The sequence below is a fragment of the Limnothrix redekei LRLZ20PSL1 genome, from assembly GCF_043235035.1.
Lineage (GTDB): Bacteria > Cyanobacteriota > Cyanobacteriia > CACIAM-69d > CACIAM-69d > CACIAM-69d.
Genome location: NZ_JAZAQF010000095.1, coordinates 26670 through 49483 on the forward strand (window position 1 = coordinate 26670; position 22814 = coordinate 49483).

The 22814-nt window shown below is 56.8% G+C and carries 21 protein-coding genes and 1 pseudogene; 14 read left to right on the plus strand and 8 right to left on the minus strand.

Going from position 1 to position 22814, the window contains the following annotated elements; genetic code table 11:
• The first annotated feature begins 172 nt into the window (after window positions 1-172).
• On the plus strand, window positions 173-544 hold the full coding sequence (locus tag VPK24_RS18505) for a DUF1818 family protein (RefSeq protein WP_099533245.1): 372 nt from the start codon (window positions 173-175) through the stop codon (window positions 542-544).
• Between the two features lie 92 nt (window positions 545-636).
• Here VPK24_RS18505 and VPK24_RS18510 read toward each other — a convergent pair whose 3' ends face one another.
• Window positions 637-1092, minus strand: coding sequence for a VOC family protein (locus tag VPK24_RS18510; protein WP_393015595.1), 456 nt, complete (start codon window positions 1090-1092; stop codon window positions 637-639).
• A gap of 25 nt (window positions 1093-1117) precedes the next feature.
• Window positions 1118-1624 (minus strand): TIGR02652 family protein, encoded by a 507-nt coding sequence (locus VPK24_RS18515; protein ID WP_099533247.1) that lies wholly within the window; start codon window positions 1622-1624, stop codon window positions 1118-1120.
• 139 nt (window positions 1625-1763) lie between these two features.
• On the opposite strand from VPK24_RS18515, the gene VPK24_RS18520 reads away from it, so the two are divergent.
• The 4 genes from VPK24_RS18520 (at window position 1764) to VPK24_RS18535 (ending at window position 5946) form a co-directional block, all read left to right on the plus strand.
• Window positions 1764-2318, plus strand: a complete 555-nt coding sequence (locus tag VPK24_RS18520) for a gamma carbonic anhydrase family protein (RefSeq protein ID WP_190355003.1) — start codon at window positions 1764-1766, stop codon at window positions 2316-2318.
• A gap of 147 nt (window positions 2319-2465) precedes the next feature.
• Window positions 2466-2579: a photosystem II protein Y gene (locus VPK24_RS18525; protein ID WP_099533248.1), complete on the plus strand. Its 114-nt coding sequence runs from the start codon at window positions 2466-2468 to the stop codon at window positions 2577-2579.
• 143 nt (window positions 2580-2722) lie between these two features.
• Window positions 2723-4174: a bifunctional folylpolyglutamate synthase/dihydrofolate synthase gene (locus tag VPK24_RS18530; protein WP_393015596.1), complete on the plus strand. Its 1452-nt coding sequence runs from the start codon at window positions 2723-2725 to the stop codon at window positions 4172-4174.
• A 347-nt stretch (window positions 4175-4521) separates the two neighbouring features.
• A complete protein-coding gene (locus tag VPK24_RS18535) occupies window positions 4522-5946 on the plus strand; it encodes a type IV pilus twitching motility protein PilT (RefSeq protein WP_393015598.1) in 1425 nt (474 codons plus the stop codon).
• 152 nt (window positions 5947-6098) lie between these two features.
• Here VPK24_RS18535 and hflX read toward each other — a convergent pair whose 3' ends face one another.
• Complete coding sequence (gene hflX / locus VPK24_RS18540) at window positions 6099-7889, minus strand: GTPase HflX (RefSeq protein WP_449283925.1); 1791 nt, start codon at window positions 7887-7889, stop codon at window positions 6099-6101.
• Between the two features lie 405 nt (window positions 7890-8294).
• Here hflX and VPK24_RS18545 point away from each other — a divergent pair, with 405 nt between their 5' ends.
• Both VPK24_RS18545 and VPK24_RS18550 read left to right on the plus strand, forming a co-directional pair.
• Window positions 8295-8600 (plus strand): hypothetical protein, encoded by a 306-nt coding sequence (locus tag VPK24_RS18545; RefSeq protein ID WP_393015602.1) that lies wholly within the window; start codon window positions 8295-8297, stop codon window positions 8598-8600.
• A gap of 172 nt (window positions 8601-8772) precedes the next feature.
• Window positions 8773-9303: an AAA family ATPase gene (locus tag VPK24_RS18550; RefSeq protein WP_393015604.1), complete on the plus strand. Its 531-nt coding sequence runs from the start codon at window positions 8773-8775 to the stop codon at window positions 9301-9303.
• 134 nt (window positions 9304-9437) lie between these two features.
• On the opposite strand, the gene VPK24_RS18555 is transcribed toward VPK24_RS18550, so the two are convergent.
• Window positions 9438-10052, minus strand: a complete 615-nt coding sequence (locus tag VPK24_RS18555) for a hypothetical protein (protein WP_393015605.1) — start codon at window positions 10050-10052, stop codon at window positions 9438-9440.
• Window positions 10053-10222: 170 nt separating this feature from the next.
• Entirely contained in the window at window positions 10223-11032 is an 810-nt protein-coding gene (locus VPK24_RS18560; RefSeq protein WP_393015606.1) for a carbon-nitrogen hydrolase family protein, read from the minus strand.
• A gap of 1079 nt (window positions 11033-12111) precedes the next feature.
• Here VPK24_RS18560 and dnaA point away from each other — a divergent pair.
• On the plus strand, window positions 12112-13530 hold the full coding sequence (gene dnaA, locus VPK24_RS18565; RefSeq protein ID WP_393015608.1) for a chromosomal replication initiator protein DnaA: 1419 nt from the start codon (window positions 12112-12114) through the stop codon (window positions 13528-13530).
• A gap of 292 nt (window positions 13531-13822) precedes the next feature.
• On the plus strand, window positions 13823-14416 hold the full coding sequence (gene leuD / locus VPK24_RS18570; RefSeq protein ID WP_393015641.1) for a 3-isopropylmalate dehydratase small subunit: 594 nt from the start codon (window positions 13823-13825) through the stop codon (window positions 14414-14416).
• A 260-nt stretch (window positions 14417-14676) separates the two neighbouring features.
• Here leuD and VPK24_RS18575 read toward each other — a convergent pair whose 3' ends face one another.
• A complete protein-coding gene (locus tag VPK24_RS18575) occupies window positions 14677-16899 on the minus strand; it encodes a recombinase family protein (protein WP_393015610.1) in 2223 nt (740 codons plus the stop codon).
• 232 nt (window positions 16900-17131) lie between these two features.
• On the opposite strand from VPK24_RS18575, the gene VPK24_RS18580 reads away from it, so the two are divergent.
• The 3 genes and pseudogenes from VPK24_RS18580 to VPK24_RS18590 all read left to right on the plus strand — a co-directional run.
• On the plus strand, window positions 17132-18619 hold the full coding sequence (locus VPK24_RS18580) for a proton extrusion protein PcxA (protein WP_393015612.1): 1488 nt from the start codon (window positions 17132-17134) through the stop codon (window positions 18617-18619).
• A gap of 34 nt (window positions 18620-18653) precedes the next feature.
• Complete coding sequence (gene ylqF / locus VPK24_RS18585) at window positions 18654-19628, plus strand: ribosome biogenesis GTPase YlqF (protein WP_393015614.1); 975 nt, start codon at window positions 18654-18656, stop codon at window positions 19626-19628.
• Window positions 19629-19747: 119 nt separating this feature from the next.
• A pseudogene (locus VPK24_RS18590) lies at window positions 19748-19912 on the plus strand (secondary thiamine-phosphate synthase enzyme YjbQ); the annotation flags it as partial.
• Window positions 19913-19927: 15 nt separating this feature from the next.
• Here VPK24_RS18590 and VPK24_RS18595 read toward each other — a convergent pair.
• Together VPK24_RS18595 and VPK24_RS18600 are read right to left on the minus strand one after the other, a co-directional pair.
• Window positions 19928-20686, minus strand: a complete 759-nt coding sequence (locus VPK24_RS18595; protein ID WP_393015615.1) for a HEAT repeat domain-containing protein — start codon at window positions 20684-20686, stop codon at window positions 19928-19930.
• A gap of 11 nt (window positions 20687-20697) precedes the next feature.
• On the minus strand, window positions 20698-21348 hold the full coding sequence (locus VPK24_RS18600; protein ID WP_393015617.1) for a thylakoid membrane photosystem I accumulation factor: 651 nt from the start codon (window positions 21346-21348) through the stop codon (window positions 20698-20700).
• Between the two features lie 131 nt (window positions 21349-21479).
• Between VPK24_RS18600 and VPK24_RS18605 the strand changes: the two genes are divergently transcribed.
• Both VPK24_RS18605 and VPK24_RS18610 read left to right on the plus strand, forming a co-directional pair.
• On the plus strand, window positions 21480-21722 hold the full coding sequence (locus VPK24_RS18605; protein ID WP_393015619.1) for a hypothetical protein: 243 nt from the start codon (window positions 21480-21482) through the stop codon (window positions 21720-21722).
• An 88-nt stretch (window positions 21723-21810) separates the two neighbouring features.
• Window positions 21811-22794 carry a GntR family transcriptional regulator gene (locus VPK24_RS18610; RefSeq protein ID WP_099532097.1) on the plus strand — a complete coding sequence of 328 codons (984 nt, stop codon included), beginning with the start codon at window positions 21811-21813 and terminating at the stop codon, window positions 22792-22794.
• Window positions 22795-22814: the final 20 nt, after the last annotated feature.

The window sequence follows — 22814 nt, forward strand, 5'->3', positions numbered from 1 at the left end:
GTTCGATCGACATGGAGCTTCAATGGTTCAATCCTAGATTCCATCCTAGGACTGAAAAGGAGTAGTGGAAAAATTAGACGGTCTCCATGAAGGCACTTTTCAGACATCTACTCGGATCAGTTCAATCCGGGGATAAGCTAAATCCGGCAATTTAGGGCCAATCAACAGCGCTATGGCTAACGATCGAATCTTGAAGTCTGGCCCAGGATGGCGATTGGGCTGGCAGCCTTCGGCCACGAAATTTTCGGGATTGGTGGGCAGTGATGATTGGGCTGTGGAGCTGACGGAGCCGGAGTTAACCGACTTTTGCCGACTGCTCGATCGCCTGGTGGATTCAGTGCGGGCGATCGCCGATGAGTTGATGCCCGAGGAAAAAATTGCTTGCGAGGTGGAGAGCGATCGGCTCTGGCTGGGGGCCGAGGGCTATGCAGATGCTTTTGGGGTGCGGTTTGTGTTGCTGTCGGGGCGGGGTGCTGAAGGGGGATGGCCGCCGGAAGCGGTGGATGGGCTGGTGCAGGCGGCCCGCACGATCGGGCTGTTTTAGCGCCCTTTCTCAAGGCTATCTCTCAACGCCATCTCTCAACGTAATTCCCGAACATCATGCCTCACCAGAACGCCACGATGCTGAACGGTGGCTCAATGTTCAGCGTCGATCGCGGCCTTGGGTAGCGGGAGTTGGGCTTGAAGGCGCAACAGTTCGATCGGCATTCCATCCGGATCTGCGATGAATGCCACCTCATAGACCCGATCGCCAATCATTTGCTGGCAAGGGGCCAACAACAGGGGCAGGGGCTGCGGAGCTAGACGATTGCCCATCAGACGTAACCAATCCGGCAGCGTTTCTGGGCGATCGGGCGATTGGGCCAAATCCAGCGACAAATGGTAGTAGCCCACATAATGCTCATTGCCAAAGGGATCGGGCGGCGATTGGGGTTCCGGCACTTGCAGCAGCTCAATGCGTCCCCCCCAACCTTCCATCCAACAGGCCAGGGTCATGCCCGCCGTGAACCGTTCGGCCATCCCAAACCCGATCGCCTCATAAAACGCGATCGCCCGGTGAATATCCGCCGTTTTTAAGGAAACATGGTGCATTGCGCTGCTACCGACCCCCCTTGGGCTACTCAAACAGCCGGAAATAGGGATAGCGCACCGGCACACCGGGTTCCTTGTCCAACACAAAATTAATCACATCCCAACAGGGATCCGCCGCTTCCGTGGCGCTGAATTCCACCGGCAAGCCATAAAGCCGTGGCCGACCGTCGGAACTGGGATTGCGCGGGTTTGCCCGATCGAGATAGGACGCAATGAGAGTTTGGTAACGATGGGCAACTGTTACCTTCGTGGCCCGAAAGCCTTGGGTATAAAGCCGATCGAGCGCTTCATGAATTTCAAAGCGAATGCCGTCGGGGTGTGTATGCTGGCGATACCATTCACCCTCCCACTGCCGCCAATGGCGACTGGATTGCAAATGCACCAGTTCTTTGGTGTTGGGGTCGGCTTCAAAGGCCCCATGCCGAGGACAAAGGTACGTGTCCGTAAGGGTCAGGGCCGGGATCGGCTGCCGACAATGGGGACACAAAATTTCTGGGCCAAAGATGGGATATTGCAACGTCGGATTCAGCATGGGTTCGATCGAAACCTCGTGCAGGACGGCGGTGGGAGCGGGGGTTCGATCGCGGGCCGTCGCCTCGCTACCCTATTATAGCGATGGCATTTTGGCGGTCTGGGCAAAACAAACGCTTCTTGAAATATTTGTCACGTTTATGTCACGTCTAGAGGCAACAGGGGCGATCGCCCATCCCATTTTGGGCACACCGGACATCGCGGCTGCGGCCTTTGTCGCTCCCAACGCCACCATTATTGGCCGGGTCACCCTGGCCGCCGGGGCCAACATTTGGTATGGCGCGGTGCTGCGGGGGGATGTGGAGCGAATTGACATTGGCGAAAACACCAATGTCCAAGATGGCGCAGTGATCCATGGCGACCCGGGCCAGCCCACAATCCTTGAGGCCGATGTGACCGTGGGCCACCGGGCCATCATCCACTCCGCCCACATTGAACGGGGCTGCACGATCGGGATGGGAGCCATCATTCTCAACGGTGTGCGCGTGGGTGCGGGTAGCATCGTGGGGGCTGGGGCCGTGGTGACCAAAGAGGTGCCACCCCGATCGCTCGTGGTGGGAATTCCGGGCAAGGTCGTCCGATCGCTCAGTGATCAGGAAGTGGCGGAACAAATTGAACATGCGGCCCGCTACGTGAAGTTGGCCCTGGTGCATGGCGGCCAGGGCACGGATCTGGGTTTTCACGGGGCGCACTAGGTAACTCGGCCTACCCCAATGCCCGCCAGTAACCCAGTTCCCAGGATTCCGATCGACTGGTCGCGTTCGGGAGGCCCCAAATGCCCGACAATGGCATTTAATTAAATTGGCTCGCCTGTTTTTAGAACTGTTACGGGAGATCAAGATATGGATTGGCGCGTTTTGGTTGTGGTGTCTCCGCTGCTGCTGGCTGCTGGCTGGGCTGTTTTCAACATTGGTAAGGCAGCCCTCGAGCAATTGCGTCGTCAGCTAGACAGCTAGGTTCGTAAACTCTGGCGGTTTTGTCGCGATCGCCCACAATCGATACCCAATCGCAGAATGGTAGGGGCGCTTTGATGGCGCTCCTACTTGTTTTTGGGCATTTTTGGCCCCCCGCAAGGCGCAATAGGCTAAGGAACAACACCATGACCCCGGCGATCGAACCATCAAACCCAGAGCCGCTAGATTCAGCAAATTCCGTCAGTGCAGCTCATCCGGCAGCCCAGGATCATCAGACCAATCAGGATAATCACGCTCACCAGGCCAATCAGGATCATCAGACCAATCAGGATAATCAGGATAATCAGGTAGGCCAACTAGACCAGCAATTAGCTAGTTTTCAACCCTTCGGCGTGCAGTTGGGTTTAGAGCGGATGCGAGGGGTGCTGGCGGCTCTGGGGAACCCTCAACAACAGGTGCCGATCGTCCATGTGGCGGGAACCAATGGCAAAGGTTCCGTTTGTGCTTACCTGTCCAGCATTCTGACGGCGGCGGGCTATCGCACCGGGCGCTACACTTCACCGCACCTGGTTGATTGGACGGAGCGAATCACGGTGGATCAAGTCCCGATCGAACCGCAAGTTCTGGCTGAGTTGCTGCATGAGGGGGAACAGGCGATCGCCCAAACCGGCATTTCCCTGACCCAATTTGAGCTGGTGACCGTGGCCGCTTGGCTGTATTTTGCGCGCCAGCGGGTGGATTTGGCGGTGATGGAGGTGGGGCTAGGGGGGCGGTTGGACGCGACCAATGTGGTGGACGGGCCGATCGCCTGTGCCATCACCTCGATCGGGCGGGACCATTGGCAGGTTTTGGGCGACAGCTTAGGACAAATTGCCGGAGAAAAGGCCGGCATCCTGAAACCGGGGCGGCCGCTGGTGGTGGCTCCCCTGCCGTCCGAGGCCCGGGCCGTGGTGGCCGATCGCGCGGCCCAACTGGCCTGCCCGATCGATTGGGTGGAGCCGGCCGAGCCGATCGCCCCGCCGGCCGAATCTTGGCCTCACTTACCTTGGGTTCGATCGGGCAATTTAACCTATCCGCTGCCCCTGGCCGGAACTGTTCAGCGCACCAACGCAGCCGTCGCGATCGGGCTGGTGCAACAGTTGCGATCGGCCGGTTGGGCCATTGCCAACCCAGCCATTCAAACCGGCATGGCCAACGCCCGCTGGCCGGGCCGGTTGCAGTGGACAACCTATCAGGGGCGATCACTGCTGGTGGATGGGGCCCACAACCATGACTCGGCCCAAGTGCTGCGGGACTATGTGGATCAGCAAAATTTGGGGCCCGTGACCTGGGTGATGGGTATGTTGAGCACCAAGGACGCGGCCGCCGTGTTGCGGATCCTGTTGCGATCGGGCGATCGGCTCTACACCGTGCCTGTTCCAGATCCCCAGTCGATCGCCCCCGAAGCATTGGTGCATCTGGCTCCCGAGGCGATCGCCCTGGCAGAGGGTCGCCCCTTCACGGATCTGTTGCCAGCTTTGGGGGTGGCCCTGGCGGGCGATCGGCCCGTGGTGCTCTGTGGTTCCCTGTATCTTTTGGGGCAGTTCTTTCGGATCAGCGCCCCCACCATTTCCCCAGCCCTATCAGCCAAAAGCTGACAAATCCATCGGTTTTGGATTAGAAACAAAGGGAGCCTGATCCGCAAAATCACGGAGTTCAGGGAAACCCTCTGGCCGGTTTCCCAGTTCCCCAGCAGCAGGCGGGTATGGGTGGGTCAGGCTAAATGCAAGGGTTTACAACCATGGGCCAAACTGTGGATTGAAAATCGATCGGGGCTGAAACGGGGCAATTCATCTCGAAACGGCGGCCAGTCCGGTCCTGTCAGCCTGGGTTGCGGATGAAGCGGACTTCGCCGTGATGAAGCAGGAAGCCTCCCGATTGCAGCCTTCGTGAGCGAATGGTGGCAATTGCTAGTGAATTAGTGACGGATTTTGGAGGTTTCTCAATGAAAATTGTTCAGGCTCCCAGCCAACCTGTGCGCCCGCTCCAGCGGTTTGTGGTGGCCGGTATGGCAACGCCCGATGATGCGGGCAAACCGTTGGTCGTCAGTCTGAATAATGACTTCAAGATGACAGGGCCGATCGTCGCTAAGGACGGCACTTGGCGCTTAGATTTGGTGTTTCCCAAGCCCGGCAACCATCACCTGAGTGTGAATTTGGGCGATCGGCGGGCGGACTGGTCGTTTCAGGTGATTGGGGAAAATGGCGAAACGGCCCCGCCGGGCCCGATCGTCCCAGAAGCCAGCCCCGTCAGCGGCCGCCGTCCCCTCCCTCGGGCGAAGGCCTCAGAAGGTGCGCCCACCCTGCGGCAGTTAGTGGAAGAAGCCTTTCGCAACAACTACTCCGATGTGCATTTGGCCGTGGGCCGAGAACCGCGCTTCCGCAGCCGGGGGCAAATGCAGCCCACCACCTACCCCACCACGGACGACAACACCTTCATGGCCTGGACGCAGGAGGTGTTGAGTGATGTGGAAATTCAGCATTTTCAAGAAAATTTAGACTTTGACGGGGCGGCCCAATATCCCTTTGCGCGGGTGCGGATCAATTTGTTTGAAACCCTGAATGGGCCAGCGATGGTGTTGCGCTTGATTCCGATGGAAATCAAGACCTTTGAGCAGCTTTGCTTACCGGCGGCCTTTGCCAATGTTTGCCATGCCCACAAGGGGTTGATTTTGGTGACGGGGCCCACCGGTTCCGGGAAGTCCACCACCTTGGCGGCCATGATTGACTACATCAACCGCAACATGACCCGGCACATCATCACGATCGAAGACCCGATCGAGTTTGTCCACCAAAGCCGCAAGTCGGTGATCAATCAGCGGGAGGTGGGGATTCACTCCCTACGGTTTGACAATGCGTTGCGGGCTTCCTTGCGGGAAGATCCAGACGTGATTCTGATTGGGGAAATGCGCGATCGGGAGACGGTGGAAACCGCCCTGAAGGCTGCCCAAACCGGTCACTTGGTATTCGGAACGCTGCACACCAACGGGGCTGTCAAGACAATCGAGCGGATTTTGGCGCTCTATTCACCGGAAGATCGCGAGGCCGTGCGAACCCAAATTGCGGAAGCGATGGTGGCTTGCATTTCCCAAGCCCTAGTGCCCACCACCGACGGCAAACGGGCCCCGGTCTTTGAAGTGCTGATCAACACCGATGCAGTTCGCGATTACATCAAGAAAGGTCAGATTGACGAAGTGGAGGACATCATCCCCCGATCGGAATACGAGGGCATGTGTACGATGAACCAAATTCTCTACAAGCTCTATTTGGAAGGGCGAATCAACGAGGAGATTGCTCTCGCCAATTCGCCCCGCGAGAACGAAATGGCGATTATGTTGCGAGGTGGCTCTCTCTACAGCTCTGCGGTTTAGGTCGGGGCGCAAGGCCTTACGCCCGAAAGCTGCTGTTTGACTGTTGATTAACCCATTGCGACGGTGTGTCCCGCCCGATCGATCGGGCAGGTATCGATCGGGCAGGATTAATCGATCAGGATCGATCGGGCAGGATTAATCGGGCAGGGGGCCTATTCGCCCGTGGCGTAGCGAACTAGGTTCAGCAACTGTTGCCGGAGGGTTTCGAGTCCCAAGCGATCGCCTGCGGAAATAAATACCCCGTGGGGACATTCCGCCTTGGCCTGCTCGATCGCCTCGGAGCTAGCCGCGTCAATTTTGTTGAAAACCAGCAGTTCCGGCCCCGGAACGATCGGCATTTCACCCAAAATTTCATGCACCGCCGCAATATGTCGGGGCCAGGAAGGATGGGATAAATCTACCAAGTGCAGCAGGGCTTCTGCTTCTGTCACCTCCTCCAGGGTGGCGCGGAAGGCATCCATCAAGGGCGGGGGCAGCTCTTGAATAAACCCCACCGTGTCCGTGAGCAGGATCGATCGCCCCTCGGTGGGTTCCGCGAATTCGGGGCTGTCTGGAAATTCCGATTCAGCGATCGGGGCGATCGGGGTGGGCGCAGTCAGGGTCAGGCGGCGAGTGGTTGGATCCAACGTGGCAAACAGTTGATCGGCCGCGTAGACTTCCGCATCGGTCAGCACGTTCAATAGGGTTGATTTTCCAGCATTGGTATAACCCACGATCGCCACGGTCGGCACATCGTGGTGTTGGCGACGTTGGCGTAGGCGGTTGCGGTGGGCCTGGAGTTCGTTCACCTCCCGTTGCAAGCGGGCAATGCGTCGTTGAATCACCCGGCGTTCGGTTTCCAATTTGGTTTCACCGGGCCCTCGGGTTCCAATGCCGCCGCCCAACCGAGACATGGCTTGGCCACGGCCCGTCAGTCGCGGCATGAGATATTCCAACTGGGCCAGTTCCACTTGCAGCTTGCCCGCGCCCGATCGGGCCCGTTGCGCAAAGATATCGAGAATCACCTCGGTGCGATCGACCACGCGCGTGCCGATGAATTTTTCCAAGTTGCGGATTTGGGCCGGGGACAAGTCCCGATCGAACGCCACCAGGTTGGCCCCCAAGCTCTGGGCCTGGAGGGCAATTTCTTCCACCTTCCCTTCACCCACCACGGTTTGGGGATGGGGGCGCGATCGCTTTTGGCGCACCACGCCGACCACGGAACCGCCGGCCGTGTCCACCAACCGATCGAGTTCCGCCAACCCGTCTTCAAAGGCCCTGGGATCCCGATCGCTCGTTTGCACCCCCACCAACAACACCCGATCGCCCGCTTGATCAATCTCTAAGCCGGACACTTCCCGGGCAAACTCGGCCTCCAGCCCCGTCACAAAGTCCAGAAAGTCCTGCTCTGCCAAGTCCTCGATCGGGACAGGGGGTAACACCGTGGTGCTTTGGGTGACGCTTTCGGCTGTCGATTCCGTCCCTCGCACCACCAGCCCCGGCAGATTAGACGGCGGCAACAGATGGGCCACCCGCGCCGATTTCACATAGCCCCCCACACCACCGCCGCGCCGCGCAAAGCCACTACCCGTGAGTGGCAGCCAAACCAACGCATCCAACCGTTGCAGGGCCAAAGCCGTCAAGGCTCCGGTTCCCGGCTGGTCTGACTCGGGCGCGGTGGCCATGCAACGAATTCCGCACAGGCGCTCGGCCCCATAGCGCGGCAATTCCAAAGGCGGGATTTGGGTTTGGCGCGGTGTGCCCACGCCGACTCGAATCACCTGGCCCCGCCGGTTAAAGTAAACGCAAAGGGGTTTTTCCAGTTCGGTGCTGATGGCGGCCAGGCGCTGGGCAAATTCCGGCGTGGTGAAGCGATCGCCGGGCACGCGCTGATGATAAAGCCGCTTCAGTTGTTTGAGTTGGTTGGTTTTGAGACCTTTCAGATCTCCATGAATGGTTTCGATAAGCCACCTCAGAATGCGACAAAAAAATGGAACAAAATAGAACGGCAAAACGAACCAGATTCCCAAACGGCGATCGCCGCACATCTCCCACCTGGGAGGGGCGATCGGGCGGTGGAGAATGGTTCAATTTTAGGCGGGCCGGGCCGGCTAAGGCGAGGGTGATTCCTGATCCTTAGGCGGTTCAACGGCTCAACCATGCTCAAACGATGTTCTATATTGTTAACCTACAGCGTTAGACTGCTCATTGCTCGGTGATGGCAGTCCTGCCAGATCTCTAACAATTTATTGAAGTTAGTTCCTTAGAAGCAGCAATATTCCATATTCAAGAAATGGTTTAGGAAGTTTTATATTGAGAATTTCACTTCAATAGTATTTAAATCTAATGATAATTGAAATGGGAGATGGATGAATAAAGGCACAAAAAAGTCTAAGTTTTATTTTGATCCCGAGGGCAATTGGGGATGTCTTTGGGAGGATAAATATGGCAGTGGTGGAAACTTAGAATCTTGTCTTGATATGGTTTCTGACTATATCGAAAGCGATGACTGCGATATAAATCAAGTTCGCTATCAGTTACTCGCGAAAGGTCATGCCAGCGGTAATTGGTGGTCAATTTGGTATGAGGAAGTTGAGAACGATGAGATTGAACTAGAAGATAGTTCTGATTCTGAGCAGGAATCGTTGTGTTATTCCTATGAGGATTTTGATTAAGTTCTGAGCATGACCTGCGGATTCATCAGATTTGACAGCAAAAGCTCAATCTAGCAATTCGAGTCCAGTAGATTGATCAAAGTTGCTTAGGCGAAGTGTAAAGATCTCGACGAGCGCTGATCCGAACCGTTAACCTGTGGCGTTAACCGGTTGATTAGCCCATTCCAGCGCCATGCCACTTCCCGATCGCCCCGTTGCTGATCTCCCTGCCTCTGGTCTGCCCACGACTCGCCTGATCGTGCTGATTGGGCCGCCGGGCTGTGGCAAGTCCACCCTGGCCCGCCAGTGGCAAGCCGCCGCTCCCGATCGACATTGGATTTCCACCGATGCCATTCGGGCTGAACTTTTTGGTGATGCGGCTGTTCAGGGCGACTGGTCAGCCATTTGGCAGGTGGTGTGCGATCGACTGCAAACCGCGATCGTCAATGCAGCCGATGCCGTTTACGATGCCACCAACGCTGACCCGCGCCAACGACAGCGAATCTTAGAAACCGCACGGGAATTGGGGTTTAGCCAGATCATCGGCTGGTGGGTACAAACTCCCTTGGAGCAATGCTTGGCCTGGAATGCCCAGCGCGATCGGCAGGTTCCCGCCCATGTCATTGAACGGATGGCCCAACAATTGGATCGATCGCCCCCAGAACTGGCAGAAGGCTTTGACCAACTGGAAATCATGACTCTGACTAGTAATTTGCCCAGGTAGCCCCGCGACCCCAAGCCTGAATCATCCTTTGAGCACTCAGCCCAATCAGTGGTCATGGATAAGCACTAATAACTAGGCACTAATAACTAGGCACTAATAACTAGGCACTAATAACTAGGCACTAATAACAAGCACTAATAACAACGGGTTGGAGGCGAAAGTTGGCGCGATCGAGCCATGCCCGCTTCCACCCAGTCAATCGCCTCAATCTCAATCTGCCAACGGCTATTGCTACTGGTCACAGCTTCTAAAGCAATTGGTTTGTCCTTGCGATCAAACATCCCGCGATCACCCACACCCAGCAGTGACTCATTTAATGAGCGTCCATCGCGACTCAAAATACTGGACTCTGATTTCACGACATAGCGCACTGTCACATTGTTCACCGGTCTGCCCGTTTGATTTTGCACAGAACCCATGAGATGAACAATTAAGCGTTGACTCGGGCCAGCCTGCTCAGTGCGACGTTCTGCTTCAACGCGGCATTGCAACAGCTCCACATTGCCGCCGCCATTGGCACTAGTGGCCGCCGGAGGTGGCCCCATCGGCGCAGATGCCGGAGCGCTGCTTGGGGCCGTTGGATTGTTACCCGGCCGACCACACCAAGCACTGAGATCCCGGCGGTTGCCAGCCGCATCGGTGAAGTAGCACAGGGGGTCTGTGTCCTGGCCCTGGGCTGATTTTCCGAAGCTCACCGTAAGCAACAATGCCGTTACCATCAGGGTTGAAAGCTGAACTCGGGGAACCATGGCAGCTTGGAACTCAAAAGCTTACATAAAGTGATTTGTTTAATAATATCTGGGTTTTCGCAGGGAAGGGAATTTGCCAATAATTTAGAAAATCAAGGTTTGGGGGCGGGTGTTGCGCCCCCGTTATTTGGATGGGTTGTTTGGATGGGCGTTAATTGGCAAATGGGCATTTAGCCGAAAACGCGGTGCTCCAGGCAGGGCATTTGGCGACGGACTTGGGCCAATCGATCGGGGTTGATTTCCGCGATCGCGAGGCCCACCGGATCCCCCGCGTCGGCCAAGATTGTGCCCCAAGGATCGATAATCACCGCGTGGCCATGGGACTGGCGGCGGCCGTAGTGGAGGCCCGTTTGGGCCGGGGCGATCGCGTAACAGGTGTTCTCGATCGCCCGGGCTTGCAGCAACACTTGCCAATGATCCTTGCCCGTGTAGGCCGTGAACGCTGCGGGCACAAACAACACATCTGCGCCCTGTTTGGACAGGTGACGATATAGCTCCGGAAACCGCACGTCATAACAAACCGAGAGGCCCAAATTGCCCAAATTGTCCGATCGATAGAGGGGCGGCAAGTGGGAACCGGCCAACACCGTTTGCGATTCGCGGTAGGTGTTGCCGTCTGGCAAATCCACATCGAACAAATGCACCTTTTCATACCGCACCACGGAGCCATCGGGATCCACCAGCAGCGCCGTGTTGGCTACCTGGTTGTCCGGCACTGGCACGGGAAATCCACCCCCCAAAATGGTGACCTGATATTTCTGGGCCATGGTTTTCAGGAATTTTTCGCTGGCGGCGGCGATCTCGCTGGCCTGGGCGAGTTTTTCGCTTTCTTCGCCCAAAAAGGAGAAGTTTTCCGGTAGGCCAATTAGTTCTGCCCCCCGGTTCACGGCCAGATCAATTAAGTCTTCGGCTTGGGCCAGGTTGTGGGCCAGATCGGGCTGGCTGTTCATTTGGACTGCCGCCGCCAGGTAGGACTTCATAGGCTCAGATCGGTTTAACAACAGGAATTAGGGAATGGGTGGCCAGCGAGGGGTGAACCGCCAGGGGATGTGGCTGGCTGGGGTGACTGCTGGTTGGCGAAGTCACACCGGCCAATCCTCCAGGACAGGTCAATAGGCGGGATCGGGCAGCTCACGGGGGCGATCGCCCCGGAAAAGCCTTAGAGGCCGTTTGAAAAGCCAAAATTGCTACTCAGTAAGCCCTAGTGATCGACGTAGACAAGGAGCTTAAGCCCCTTGCCCCCACAACTATTGGTGCTTGACCCGTGCCAAAAGATACTTTTTAGACACCCTCTTAGGGTTTGATGCGACTCCCCTACAGGGTTTCATCTCAGGCTCAAGGCAGATGGCCCGCATTAGATTATCCGTAAATTCTTCCCATTCGTTGCGTTCAGTTACACCAAGTCATTTTTCTTTGATGAATTGTTTAAGAAATTCCGGCCGATCGCCCCTTGGCCCGATTCATGATAGGTTTATGGCTCTTTGCTGGACACTAGATGTCAGCGAGCAGACCCTTCATGCTGCATTTCGCTGCTGGAGTTGTGGTGATGATTGGAGCGCGATCGACCAGACCAGCATGGAATCAGGGTCTTGATGAATCTGATGACGGGCCGATCGGCCCAGTCCAATGGACTGACTGAGCACTGACCCAGTGCTGACCGAAGACGGCTGAAGGAGCACTGCCAGCCTACTGAAGAAGCCAACGCAATGGCTCGCCATGGCGTGAGGGTGACCCAACTGCCCGATCGCTGCCCTGGTTTTTGGGGCTGTTGTGTTGATTTTGACCGGGTTTTTGTGTGCTGGGTCGGGTTCGATCCGTTCAATCGAACAAAGACGGCTAGAATAACTTCGCTGCACTGGTTGCCGGTTGTGGCGATCGCTGCCATCCCAGCAGTCAATGCTATGCAGTCAACCTATGCAGTCAACCAGTGCAATCGAATGGTTGCCATCGAACTGAAGTCGCGGGGCAATACACCGTTGGGGGTGTTGGGCACGGGTGGAATCGCTACCGGTGACCTGCGATGGGGGTTCGATCGAGATTCGTCCAGAGGATGTCCACCGTGGAAAAATCGCTCGATGCGTTCTGGGGTCAGGTTTTGGATCAGCTCCAAAACCAACTGAGTCGGCCAACGTTTGAAACTTGGATCAAAACGGCCATCGCAGAGCGCTTAGACGATCAGGCTTTGGTGGTGCGGACTCCCACGCCCTTTGCTCGCAATTGGCTGCAAAAGTATTACCTAAAGGCTATTTCCCAGGCGGCCCGCGAAGTGTTGGGCCATGAGGTGGAAATTCAGATCGTGGCGGCCCGGGGTGATGAAAGCGTTGGCGGGGCGATCGACCCGGAGGCCTTTTTGCCGCCACCGGAGCCGATCGCCGATCCCCCCAGTGCCCCGCCGATCGCCAGCCCTGCCCCCAGCGATCGGGGCCGCACCGCCACGGAACTGAACCCGAAATATACCTTTTCGCGCTTTGTGGTGGGGGCCAACAACCGCATGGCCCACGCGGCTTCCCTGGCGGTGGCCGAGTCGCCGGGTCGGGAATTTAACCCCCTGTTTTTGTGTGGGGGAGTGGGACTGGGCAAAACCCATTTGATGCAGGCGATCGGTCATTACCGCCTGGAAACAGATCCAAATGCCAGAATTTATTACGTTTCCACCGAACAATTCACCAATGATTTGATCGCCGCCATTCGCAAGGACGGAATGCAACGGTTTCGGGAGTTTTACCGCGCCGTTGATGTGCTCATTGTGGATGACATTCAATTTATTGAAGGTAAAGAATATACCCAAGAAGAGTTTTTCTATACCTTCAATACGTTGCATGAGGCGGGCAAGCAAGTGGTGCTAGCGAGCGATCGCCCGCCCAGTCAAATTCCTCGGCTGCAAGAGCGGCTTTCGTCCCGGTTTTCCATGGGCTTAATTGCCGATATTCAACCGCCGGATTTTGAAACCCGGATGGCCATTTTGCAGAAAAAAGCTGAGTATGAAAATATTCGGATGACCCGCGATGTTATTGAATATATTGCCGCTAGCTATACCTCCAATATTCGGGAACTGGAAGGGGCCCTAATTCGCGCGGTGGCCTATATTTCAATCTCAGGATTGCCGATGACGGTGCAGAACATTGCGCCGGTTTTGAACCCGCCCGTGGAAACGGTGGAAGCTTCGCCCGAGTCGGTGATTCAAATTGTGGCGGATGCGTTCAATATCTCGATCGAGGATTTGAAGGGCAATTCTCGCCGCCGGGAAATTAGCCAAGCCCGTCAAATTGGGATGTATTTGATGCGGCAACATACGGATTTGAGTTTGCCTCGAATTGGGGAAGAATTTGGCGGTAAAGATCACACCACGGTGATGTATAGCTGCGACAAAGTGGCGCAATTAAAGGATGCGGATCCAGAGTTTGCCCAAAATTTGCGCCAACTGAGCGATCGCATTAATTTGGCAGCTCAACCTCCGGCTCCACCAACAGCGAGTTAAGGGTATTCAGTTAAGAGTATTGGTGCAAGGGCATCGAGTTAAGGGCATCAAGTTACAGCTCTTACCTCAATTACTAAGCATAGTCGCCCGTAGGGTGGGCACTGCCCACCAAACCGTTGCTTCATGGCATCTGCAATATGGCGTGCCAATAATTCTAGGTAAAGGCTGTAAGGGCATGGGGTTACGATTCAGGGTTCAACTCAGCCCTCTGAACTAAATCATCCGATTGCGGTAGGATAATTCCATTCTGTTTCATGATTATCAGCAGCCTTTTAGCAGTCCTATGAGCGAAATCAACAGTCAAGTTCAGCGGGTTTCGGGTACTGGTTTGCCGTTACGCGGTGATGACATTGACACCGATCGCATCATTCCGGCTCGCTTTCTGCGCTGTGTCACCTTTGATGGGTTGGGTGAATATGCCTTTGCGGACGATCGCACCCAACTGAACGGCGAGCATCCTTTCGATCAGGCTCAATACCAAGGGGCCAAGCTGTTGGTGGTGAATCGTAACTTTGGCTGTGGTTCCAGCCGTGAACATGCGCCCCAGGCGATCGCCCGTTGGGGCATTGGGGCGATTGTGGGCGAAAGTTTTGCGGAAATCTTCTTTAGCAATTGCGTGGCGATCGGGATTCCCTGCGTCACGGCTAGCCATGAGGATGTGTTGGCGTTGCAAGGGGCCATTGAAGCCAACCCCAGCGCCTCGGTGTCCTTGGATTTGGTGAATCTGACCGCTGCGATCGGGGACTTAACCATCACTGTCACCATGAAGGAAGGGCCGCGCCAGGCCTTCCTCAGCGGCATGTGGGATAGCTGCGGTCAATTGGTCAGTCAAGGAGAAGCCGTGCAGGCCACTGCTGGCCGTTTGCCTTACCTGGCTTGGGCTTAGGGCCTGTCGTCATTTCCATCGCCGTAGGGGTTGGGTCTCCCAACCCTAACCCGGGCGATCGCTTTAACCCTGTCCACCCCTGGGAACGCCCAAGGATCACGGGAACTGGGTGGGGAGACCCCGCCCCTACGACTGATCGGTTGGGAGAACGAGATCATTAGGGTTTCAGGCGATTTGACGACCAGCCCTAAGCCCCTTGCCCTCCACGATCTCGCCACGGTGGAATCAGGGTTGCAGACGAACGGGCAAGCCCCGATTTCCTAATTGCCAACTCCAAGCTCGCTGGCATCGATCACCGGGCGCATGGGGCCCAACTGGTCTTGGCCGGTGACGGATAGATCGCTGTGGCACAGATAAAGCTGATCGCGGCAACGTCCCAATAGGTCATGCACCACCCGATCGAACCGATCGAGGTCTGCTTGTTCCTCGTCGTCTGGGGTGCGGCGGCGACCGTTCCAATCTTGCAAAAACAAGGGTGAGCCGAACAACACCGCTGCGCCCCCCCGGGGCCAAAGAGGCGAAGAGGCATCTAGCCAAAAGTGCCAGCGGTGGGAAAGGCGAGCGGTGCGGTACTGGAAAATATTGGCGAGGGTGATGCCGCTGGGGGCCGGGTTCAGCACTTGGCTGGGGAAGGGGTTGGCGGCGATCGTGCCGCGTCGTAACAGAGCAATGAATTTGTGGATGGTCTCCGTTTCCGGTGCTTGGGGATCAATGCGGTGGCTGATATCCCAATAGCGATGGGCGGCTTCTAGGAGTTCGCGCAGGGCGGCCAATTCGGCGGGATCCAAGCGTCCCCCATGCCACAAAAACTGCTGAACGGCGCGATCGAGCACAATTAGGGGGCTGCGAATCAGGCGCTGGCGGAGTTGTTGCTGTTGCTCGCTAATCCACGATCGCAGCTTTTGATAGGCCATGGTGGCTCGGTAGCCCAACCGATCCCAACGGGCAAAGACTTCCACGGGCAACAGTTCCGGCCGCTGTCGATCGGGACGGAAGCAGTGATCGGCAATCAGGCCAGCACGCACGGGATCGATCGCCCGGCGCAGGCCCGTGGGGCTGGTTTCCGCCAAGTCCGGCAACGCCAAGTCCAACTCCGCTGCTGGCCTGATCGACCCGGCCCCGGTGACCGCCGGTTCCGGGGCGGCCAACCAAGGATCCGGTTCCGTGCTCAGCCCCACCAACATTTCCGCCACATCTTCCCGATTGAGCCAGTCGCCCAAACCCGAATAAACCAATGTCCAAAGGGTCAGAAGCGATCGCACCGTGGGCGAACTAATCAAAGGGCGCTGGTTGCCCAACAGGGTCACGGGTAACCCCCGATCGCGCAGGATGGTGGCCAGGGTGTAGCCCGCGATCGAGTCCAAACCGGGACTAATCACCGCAATGTCCTGGGGTTGGAGGGTTTCCGTTTGGACGGCTTGCACAATGGTTTCGGCCGTTTCCCGCAGCAGTTGGGCCCGAGCAATGGTGGTCAGCACTTGCACCGTGGGGGGCCAGGCTTCGGCCCAAGGGGCGATCGCAAAGGGTTCCCGCGCCACCGTAGTCAGCAATGGAGCCACCCGTTGCACCAAATCGTGATTCGCGCGTCCCAAATCCAAATGATCGGTGCAGCGATCGGCTAAGGGCTGCAAGGCCGCAGGATCCGCGCCCAACCCCAAGCGGCTGGCCCCGTCCCGATTGTGGGTGTAGCCGGCCCAGGCCCCGCCTTCTTGCAACAGGGTCAGCAGCCGTCCCGCCAGGGCCGGAAAGTCATCGGTGTCATCGGCCAACACCACTTGATAGCGTCGTTGCAGTCGATCGAGATAGCGCGGATCCGACAGCAAAAAGTTGCCATAGAGCCAACTCACCAGCCCGTAGGTGAGCAGACCGCGCCGCAAGCACCAGTCTCGCCACTCCACGATCAGAGCACCCGCCCGATCGACCCAATTTCCCGGCAGTTCCACCGCCGCCGCTGGCCCCAGACCTTGTACCAGGCGATCGGGAATTTCCGCCAAATCCGTGCCGCTGTTGGCTGCTAACTGCAACAGATCCAACAGCCGCCGCACAGCCCGCTCTCGCAATAGCTGGGCGATCGGTGAATCGGGGTTTTCATCCAGCGCCTGGCCCCACAACTGCCCCGCCAGTTCCTGTTCATTTTCCGGGCGCAACAGCAGTGGAAATTGCGGCACAAACCCCGCCCGCTCCGCCAGCAACGGATAGAACAGCATCACCTCTTGCTCAAAAAAGCCCAGGGGAGTGGTGCAGTCGATGGCTGGCCAACCCACCGCCGCCAATCGCTCCATCAGGGCCCAACGGGTTTCGCTGCTGGCCGCCAGGGCCAACACCCGGCTCCCCGGGGGCAACTGATCCCGCAATCCCTGGAACCAATCCACCAGGGTTTGGGTTTTGCCGCTGAGGGCCCCGCCTGTGATCCAAATTGATCGGGCGATCGAAGCCGGGCGATCGGGCGCAAACGTGGCGGAGGCCGGGAAATGGTTAGCCACAAGCACGGAAAAATGATGGTTTTGCTATGATACCGATCGCCCAGTGATTCCAAACGATAACCCCAATACCCAAGCCTCAAGCCCCGCCCCAGGGTTGTTCTTTGGGTCTCGTTGTGCAACGGCGGTTGTGGGGTTAAATAATGGCTCGGAATTCCCTGCATCTTCGTCAGGGAAAGATGTTAGCCTGTCAGCCCGATCGCTGGTCACAGCATTTAAACCGCTTTTGAACAATATGAAGAATCGGTGGCTTCCAGGTTTGCGATCGCTCTGGGCGAATGCGGGGAGTTGGTACGAGTCCACCCCAGAACGGGCGCTCAACCAGGCCTATGAAGCGGCCCTCGCCATTCGGGCCCTAGAGGATCGCTACTTTGAGGGCAATCCAATCGACCTCGACAGCACCCGCTACGGCGAAAGCACCTGCGATTACTTTCGCACCGAGCTGCAAAAACAACTGAAGATGATTGATTTGCGGTTGTGGGAATTCAACAGTAGCAATGCTTTTTTGGATTTTGGCACCAAAACGATCGGGATTCCCAGTCGCAAAACCGAAGCGGGCCTGAGCAATCCCAACGCCCCGATCGCCACCAGCACCGACGCGAGCGGCCGGCGATTTTCGGAACCGGGCGATCGCTCCTTCATCGTGCTCAAAAAACTGGAGCTAATTGACAATACCTTAGATCGCTATGTCCACGGTCGATCGGTCGATCGCCTGGAACTCAACAGCGACAACCTGCCCGCCACCTCGGAGGAATCGCCGTCCGTCACCGCCAACACCACCACCGCCCCCCTAGACCAGTCCCGATCGTGGCAGGCCGCCGCCAACGCCGCCAAAATTCGCCCCAAGCGGCCCTCCAGTTGGCGAGCTGGGGCCCTGAATGTGGCCACGCGCAACATCTCCGGCGGAATGCGCAAACCCTCCGCCACCGGCAGCACTGGCCTCATTCCCCGATCGCTCCTCACCACCTTCGATCGCGTGCGGCGCGACCTGGACGATCGTTCCGAAGAAGAAGTGCTGCAAAACTATCGCACCTCCAAAGTTCGAACGATCGTTTCACTCAAATTCATCTTGCTGCTGATTTTGGTGCCCCTGTTGGTGCAGCAGATGTCCAAAAACTTCCTGGTGGGGCCGATCGTCGATCGGGTCTATCACCCCAGCATCAACAACGTCTTTCTCAACATGGACATGCAAGAAGAAGCCATGGTTGAGCTAGAGCGCTACGAAAACTTCCTGCACTTCCAGTCCCTCTTGGGCAAAACTCCCAAACTCACCCCCGAAGAAATTGAGGAAAAAGTTCAAGAAAAAGCCGAAGAAATTGCCAATGAATCCTGGGTTCGCAGCGCCGATGCCCTCAAAAATGTCTTTTCCGATTTCCTGTCTCTGGCCGGGTTTGGGCTAGTCATTGCCTATAGTCGCGAAGAAATTGCCGTTCTCAAGTCCTTCATTGATGAGATTATGTATGGTCTGAGCGACAGCGCTAAGGCCTTCGTGATCATTCTTTCAACCGATATCTTTGTGGGATATCACTCGGCCCACGGCTGGGAAGTGGTGGTCAGCGGCATTTCTCGACACCTGGGGCTACCGGAAAATAAAGACTTCATGTTTTTGTTTATTGCGACCTTTCCGGTGATTTTGGATGCCGTGATTAAGTATTGGATTTTCCGATATCTCAATCGCATTTCGCCTTCCGCCGTTGCCACTTACAAAGACATGAACGAGTAGCCCGTTTCCAGTTCTTCTCCACCCTTGCCCGCCCATGATTACCCCAACCATTCAGTGGTATCCCGGTCACATTGCCAAAGCCGAAAAAGCCCTTTTGGAGCAACTCAAATTGGTGGATGTGGTCTTTGAGGTGCGGGATGCGCGGATTCCCCTGGCCACCCATCACCCAAAGTTACAAAGTTGGCTGGAGCGCCCCGGCACTAAAACCGGCCGCGTGTTGGTGCTGAATCGGGTGGACTCCATCCCGGGGCCCGTTCGCCAAAATTGGGAACAGTGGATGCGATCGCAAGGGGAAACACCCTATTTCACCGATGCGCGCCAGGGTCAGGGGGTCAAGTCGATCGCCCATGCGGCCCAGGATGTGGCGGCTTGGGTGAATGAGCGGCGGTTGCAACGGGGAATGCGGCCGCGGCCGGTGCGGGCAGCGGTGATTGGATTTCCGAATGTGGGCAAGTCGGCGCTCATTAACCGGTTGGTGAAGCGGCGCGTGGTGGAAAGTGCGGCCAAACCGGGGGTAACGCGCCAATTGCGGTGGGTACGAATTTCTTCGGAGCTGGAATTGCTGGATGCGCCGGGCATTTTGCCCGCCAATTTGGTGGATCAGTCGGCAGCCGTGAAGTTAGCCATTTGCGACGACATTGGCCAAGCGGCCTACGACAACCAAAAGGTGGCGGCGGCTTTGGTGGATTTGCTGTGTGGGTTGAATTTGGATCCGCAACCGACGCTCGAAACCTCGGCGGATATTTCGCCAAAAACTTCGCCAGAATCCTTAGAATCCTTAACAGAAATCTCCACAGCACCTCCGACAGCAATGGTGCGATCGACGGGCGATCGAGCGCTGGAGAAACGCTATGGCTTGGCTCCGGGACTCCTGAACGGCGAGGACTATGTACCCGCGTTGGCGGAATTTCGTTATCAGGGCGATCGGGAGCGGGCGGCCCGTACCCTGTTGCAAGACTTTCGGAAGGGTGCGTTGGGTAATTTACCCCTGGAATTGCCGCCCAGTTAGCAATCCAAATTAATTCGAATTAATTTGAATCAACCCAATTCAAATCCATTCAGCCCTCTTCGATCCTGTTCGATTTTGTTCGATCCTAGTTGATCCTGATAATTTTTCTTTTCATTCTCTTGTTGCAGAATCTGAAGGTTTGGCTGAAAGCTTTGGCCCCGCCAATGGGTTCCTATCGCCACAACGATCTGCATTTGCGAGATGTGCCGGAAGATGAACCGATCAATGCCCATTCCCACCTGATGGCGATCGCCCTGAGCAACTCTCAGGTGATTCCTCTGGTGATTTTAACGGCTCGGTTATAACCAGCCTTCCTGCTCCAGTTCCGCAATGATTTGCAGGGCACGGGAATCTCCCAGCTTTAGGAGGGCCGATCGCGCGTCTTCCTTGATGCCGAGTTCGCGATCTTCCACCAGGGCTTCAATCAACCCATCCACGGCTCCCGCATAGATCGCATTGGAGGGCAAGTCGCGGCACAGTTGCCCCAGGGCCCAAGCACAGTTACTGCGCACGGCCGGAACAGGATCTTGGCGCAGGGCCACAATCAGCGGCGGTACGGCCCCCACGATCGCCTCATAACCCACGGCTCCCATTTGCCCCAGGGAACTGGCCGCCCACAGGCGCACGGCCGCAATATCCCGCTGCAAGGTTTGCACCAACGGAGCCAAGGCCCGGCGATCGCGCCCATTGCCCAGGGCCCAGACAATGCCTTTGCGGACGTAGCCATTCCAGTCCCGTTGGAGTTGGCCAATTAAGGGGTCGATCGCCTCTGGATCTGGATTGCGGCCCAAGGCATAGGCGGCGCTCATTCGCACTAACGGACAAACATCGTTAATGAGTAGAATCAACCGTTCGCTAGCCCTGGGGTCTTGCAACTCACAAAACGCCCTAGCCCCCACCGCCCGCTGGGTCGGATCCGGATCTTGCAACAGTTGCAACATCACGTCTGGATCGGGGAGCGGCGCGGCTTCGTTCGGGGGCGGGGTTTCGAGAATGTTCAGATCGTCTGACTCTGCTGAATCTAAGTCGAGTAACCCGAGGTCATCATTCACCGGCATAGCAGTCCTCCTTAGCGATCGCGGTTGGTCGATTGCGCCTTGGAGGCCGGCTTGGCCGATTCTGGAACCAATTCCACATTCACCTCATTCACTTCCCGGCGGCGCAGTTCCACGGACTCCGAACGTGGCAGTAGGTTAAACACTGCTCGGAACTGATCGTCGAGTTCCTCAAAGGACACTTGACCGGCGCGATCGAGCAATACTTTTCCCGATTGATCAATTAAAACCGTTTGGGGCACAACGCCACGGTAGTAGTGCGCCGGTTGCAGTGGATCCGCCACTGGCTCTAAGGGCAGAGAATCGGCCGCAATGGGCAAAAAGTCCGCTACTTTGCCGTAAAACGCCTGCAACTGAGAAATGGTGGAGGAAAATCGCTTGCAATCGCGACTGTCGTCCACAAAAAACACCAACAGGGTGGGTCGCTGTCGTTCCCGCGATTGGGCCAAGGTCACCCGAGGCGGCACCAAAGAGCCATTGCCCGCATAGAGCGCAAAAATATTGCCATCAAAATTATCGTCATTCAATGCGGCCTGGGCTGGCAGGGCCCCCAAGGCCCAGCCCCCGATCGTTAACGACAGCAGCAGGGCGATCGCCTGGGCCAGCCCCTGTCGTCCCCACCAGCGAGCAATGATGCTGCCCAGTGCCAAACCCCGAACCCACATGACTATCCGTGACATTGAAACCGTGACATTTAAATCGTTAAAAAACGCAAGACAAAAACGCGAAACAGACAGCGTATAAGCCCCTTGCAGAGCCTATCCTATCGCGAACCGCGAAACCCCCCACGTCTGAATTGTGGCCCAATGATCCGATCGGTCGCCGCAGCCCTGGGACAATTGCGCAGGTCTACCGGGGTCTCTCCGGGCGATCGCGCCAGGCTTCGTTGGCGGAAGATGTGCCACCCAACGGGCCGATTGGAATTTCCATGGGTATGATGGGGGGCAAGATCAGCCCAAAACCAGCCCTGCTCCGGTCAGTTCTCCGCTTTTTCACCGAAGGGATCCTGGTCGGAAAGCTGGGTCAAGGGTTTCCGTGACTACTCCTCTTCAACGCCTTTCTCCCCTACGCTTACCGTTTTCTGTTCCATTCATTAACCCATTGAGCGAGCGGCTCTAGCTTTAGCTATGGTTCGGTTCCGTATTCAAGCTGACAGTGATATTCCGGCATCCACGCAGTTGTTTAACCAAATTCGGTTTGCGATCGCTTCGCGGCAGTTTCCGCCGGGGCACCGCTTGCCCAGCACCCGCCAACTGGCCATGGAAACGGGCTTGCATCGCAACACCATCAGCAAGGTCTATCGCCAGCTTGAAGATAACGGCCTAGTGGAAGCCCAGCCCGGCTCTGGCATTTATGTGCGAGCCTTGGGTCATGAAGGTGGGGCCCAACTCCGATCGCCCGTTTTTGACAAAAACCCCGAAGCCTATCAACTGGTGAAGCAAAGCCTCGATCGGCTAATCGAAGCCGGTTGCAGCCTCAGCACCGCTCGGGAACTGTTTTTGGGAGAAGTGGATTGGCGGTTACGATGCAGCGCCCGCGTCATTGTCACCGCCCCTCAACAGGATTTGGGGGTGGGCGAAATTATGGCCGGTGAAATTGAGCAATCACTGCAAATTCCCGTGCAATTGGTGGCCATGGAAGATTTGCCAGCCGCGCTCGATCGCACCGCTTCCGCCACCGTGGTCACCAGCCGCTACTTCATTGGCGATGCGGAAAAAATCGCCGCCCCCAAATCGGCCCGCGTCATCCCGGTGGATATTTATGACTATGCCGAAGAAATTGAATTCGTGAAGAATCTCCCGGCCGGTACGCGGATCGGTCTGGTCAGCATCAGTCCCGGTTGGCTGCGGGCTTCGGAAGTGATTGTTCATAGCTTCCGGGGCGAAGAAATTTTGGTGATGACCACCCTTCCCAGCGACACCTATAAGCTCGGGGCATTGGTCAAAACCGTGCGCTATATCGGGTGCGATCGGGACAGCTTCCCCAAGGTCAAGGCTGCCGTTTCCGCGCACCGAGAAGACATCATCCGCCCCCCGCAGGTGATCTGTTGCGAAAACTACATCGGCAGCCAATCCATGAACCATCTCCAACGGGAGTTAGGCCTGGCCTAGCAACGGTCAAATCCAAGCAT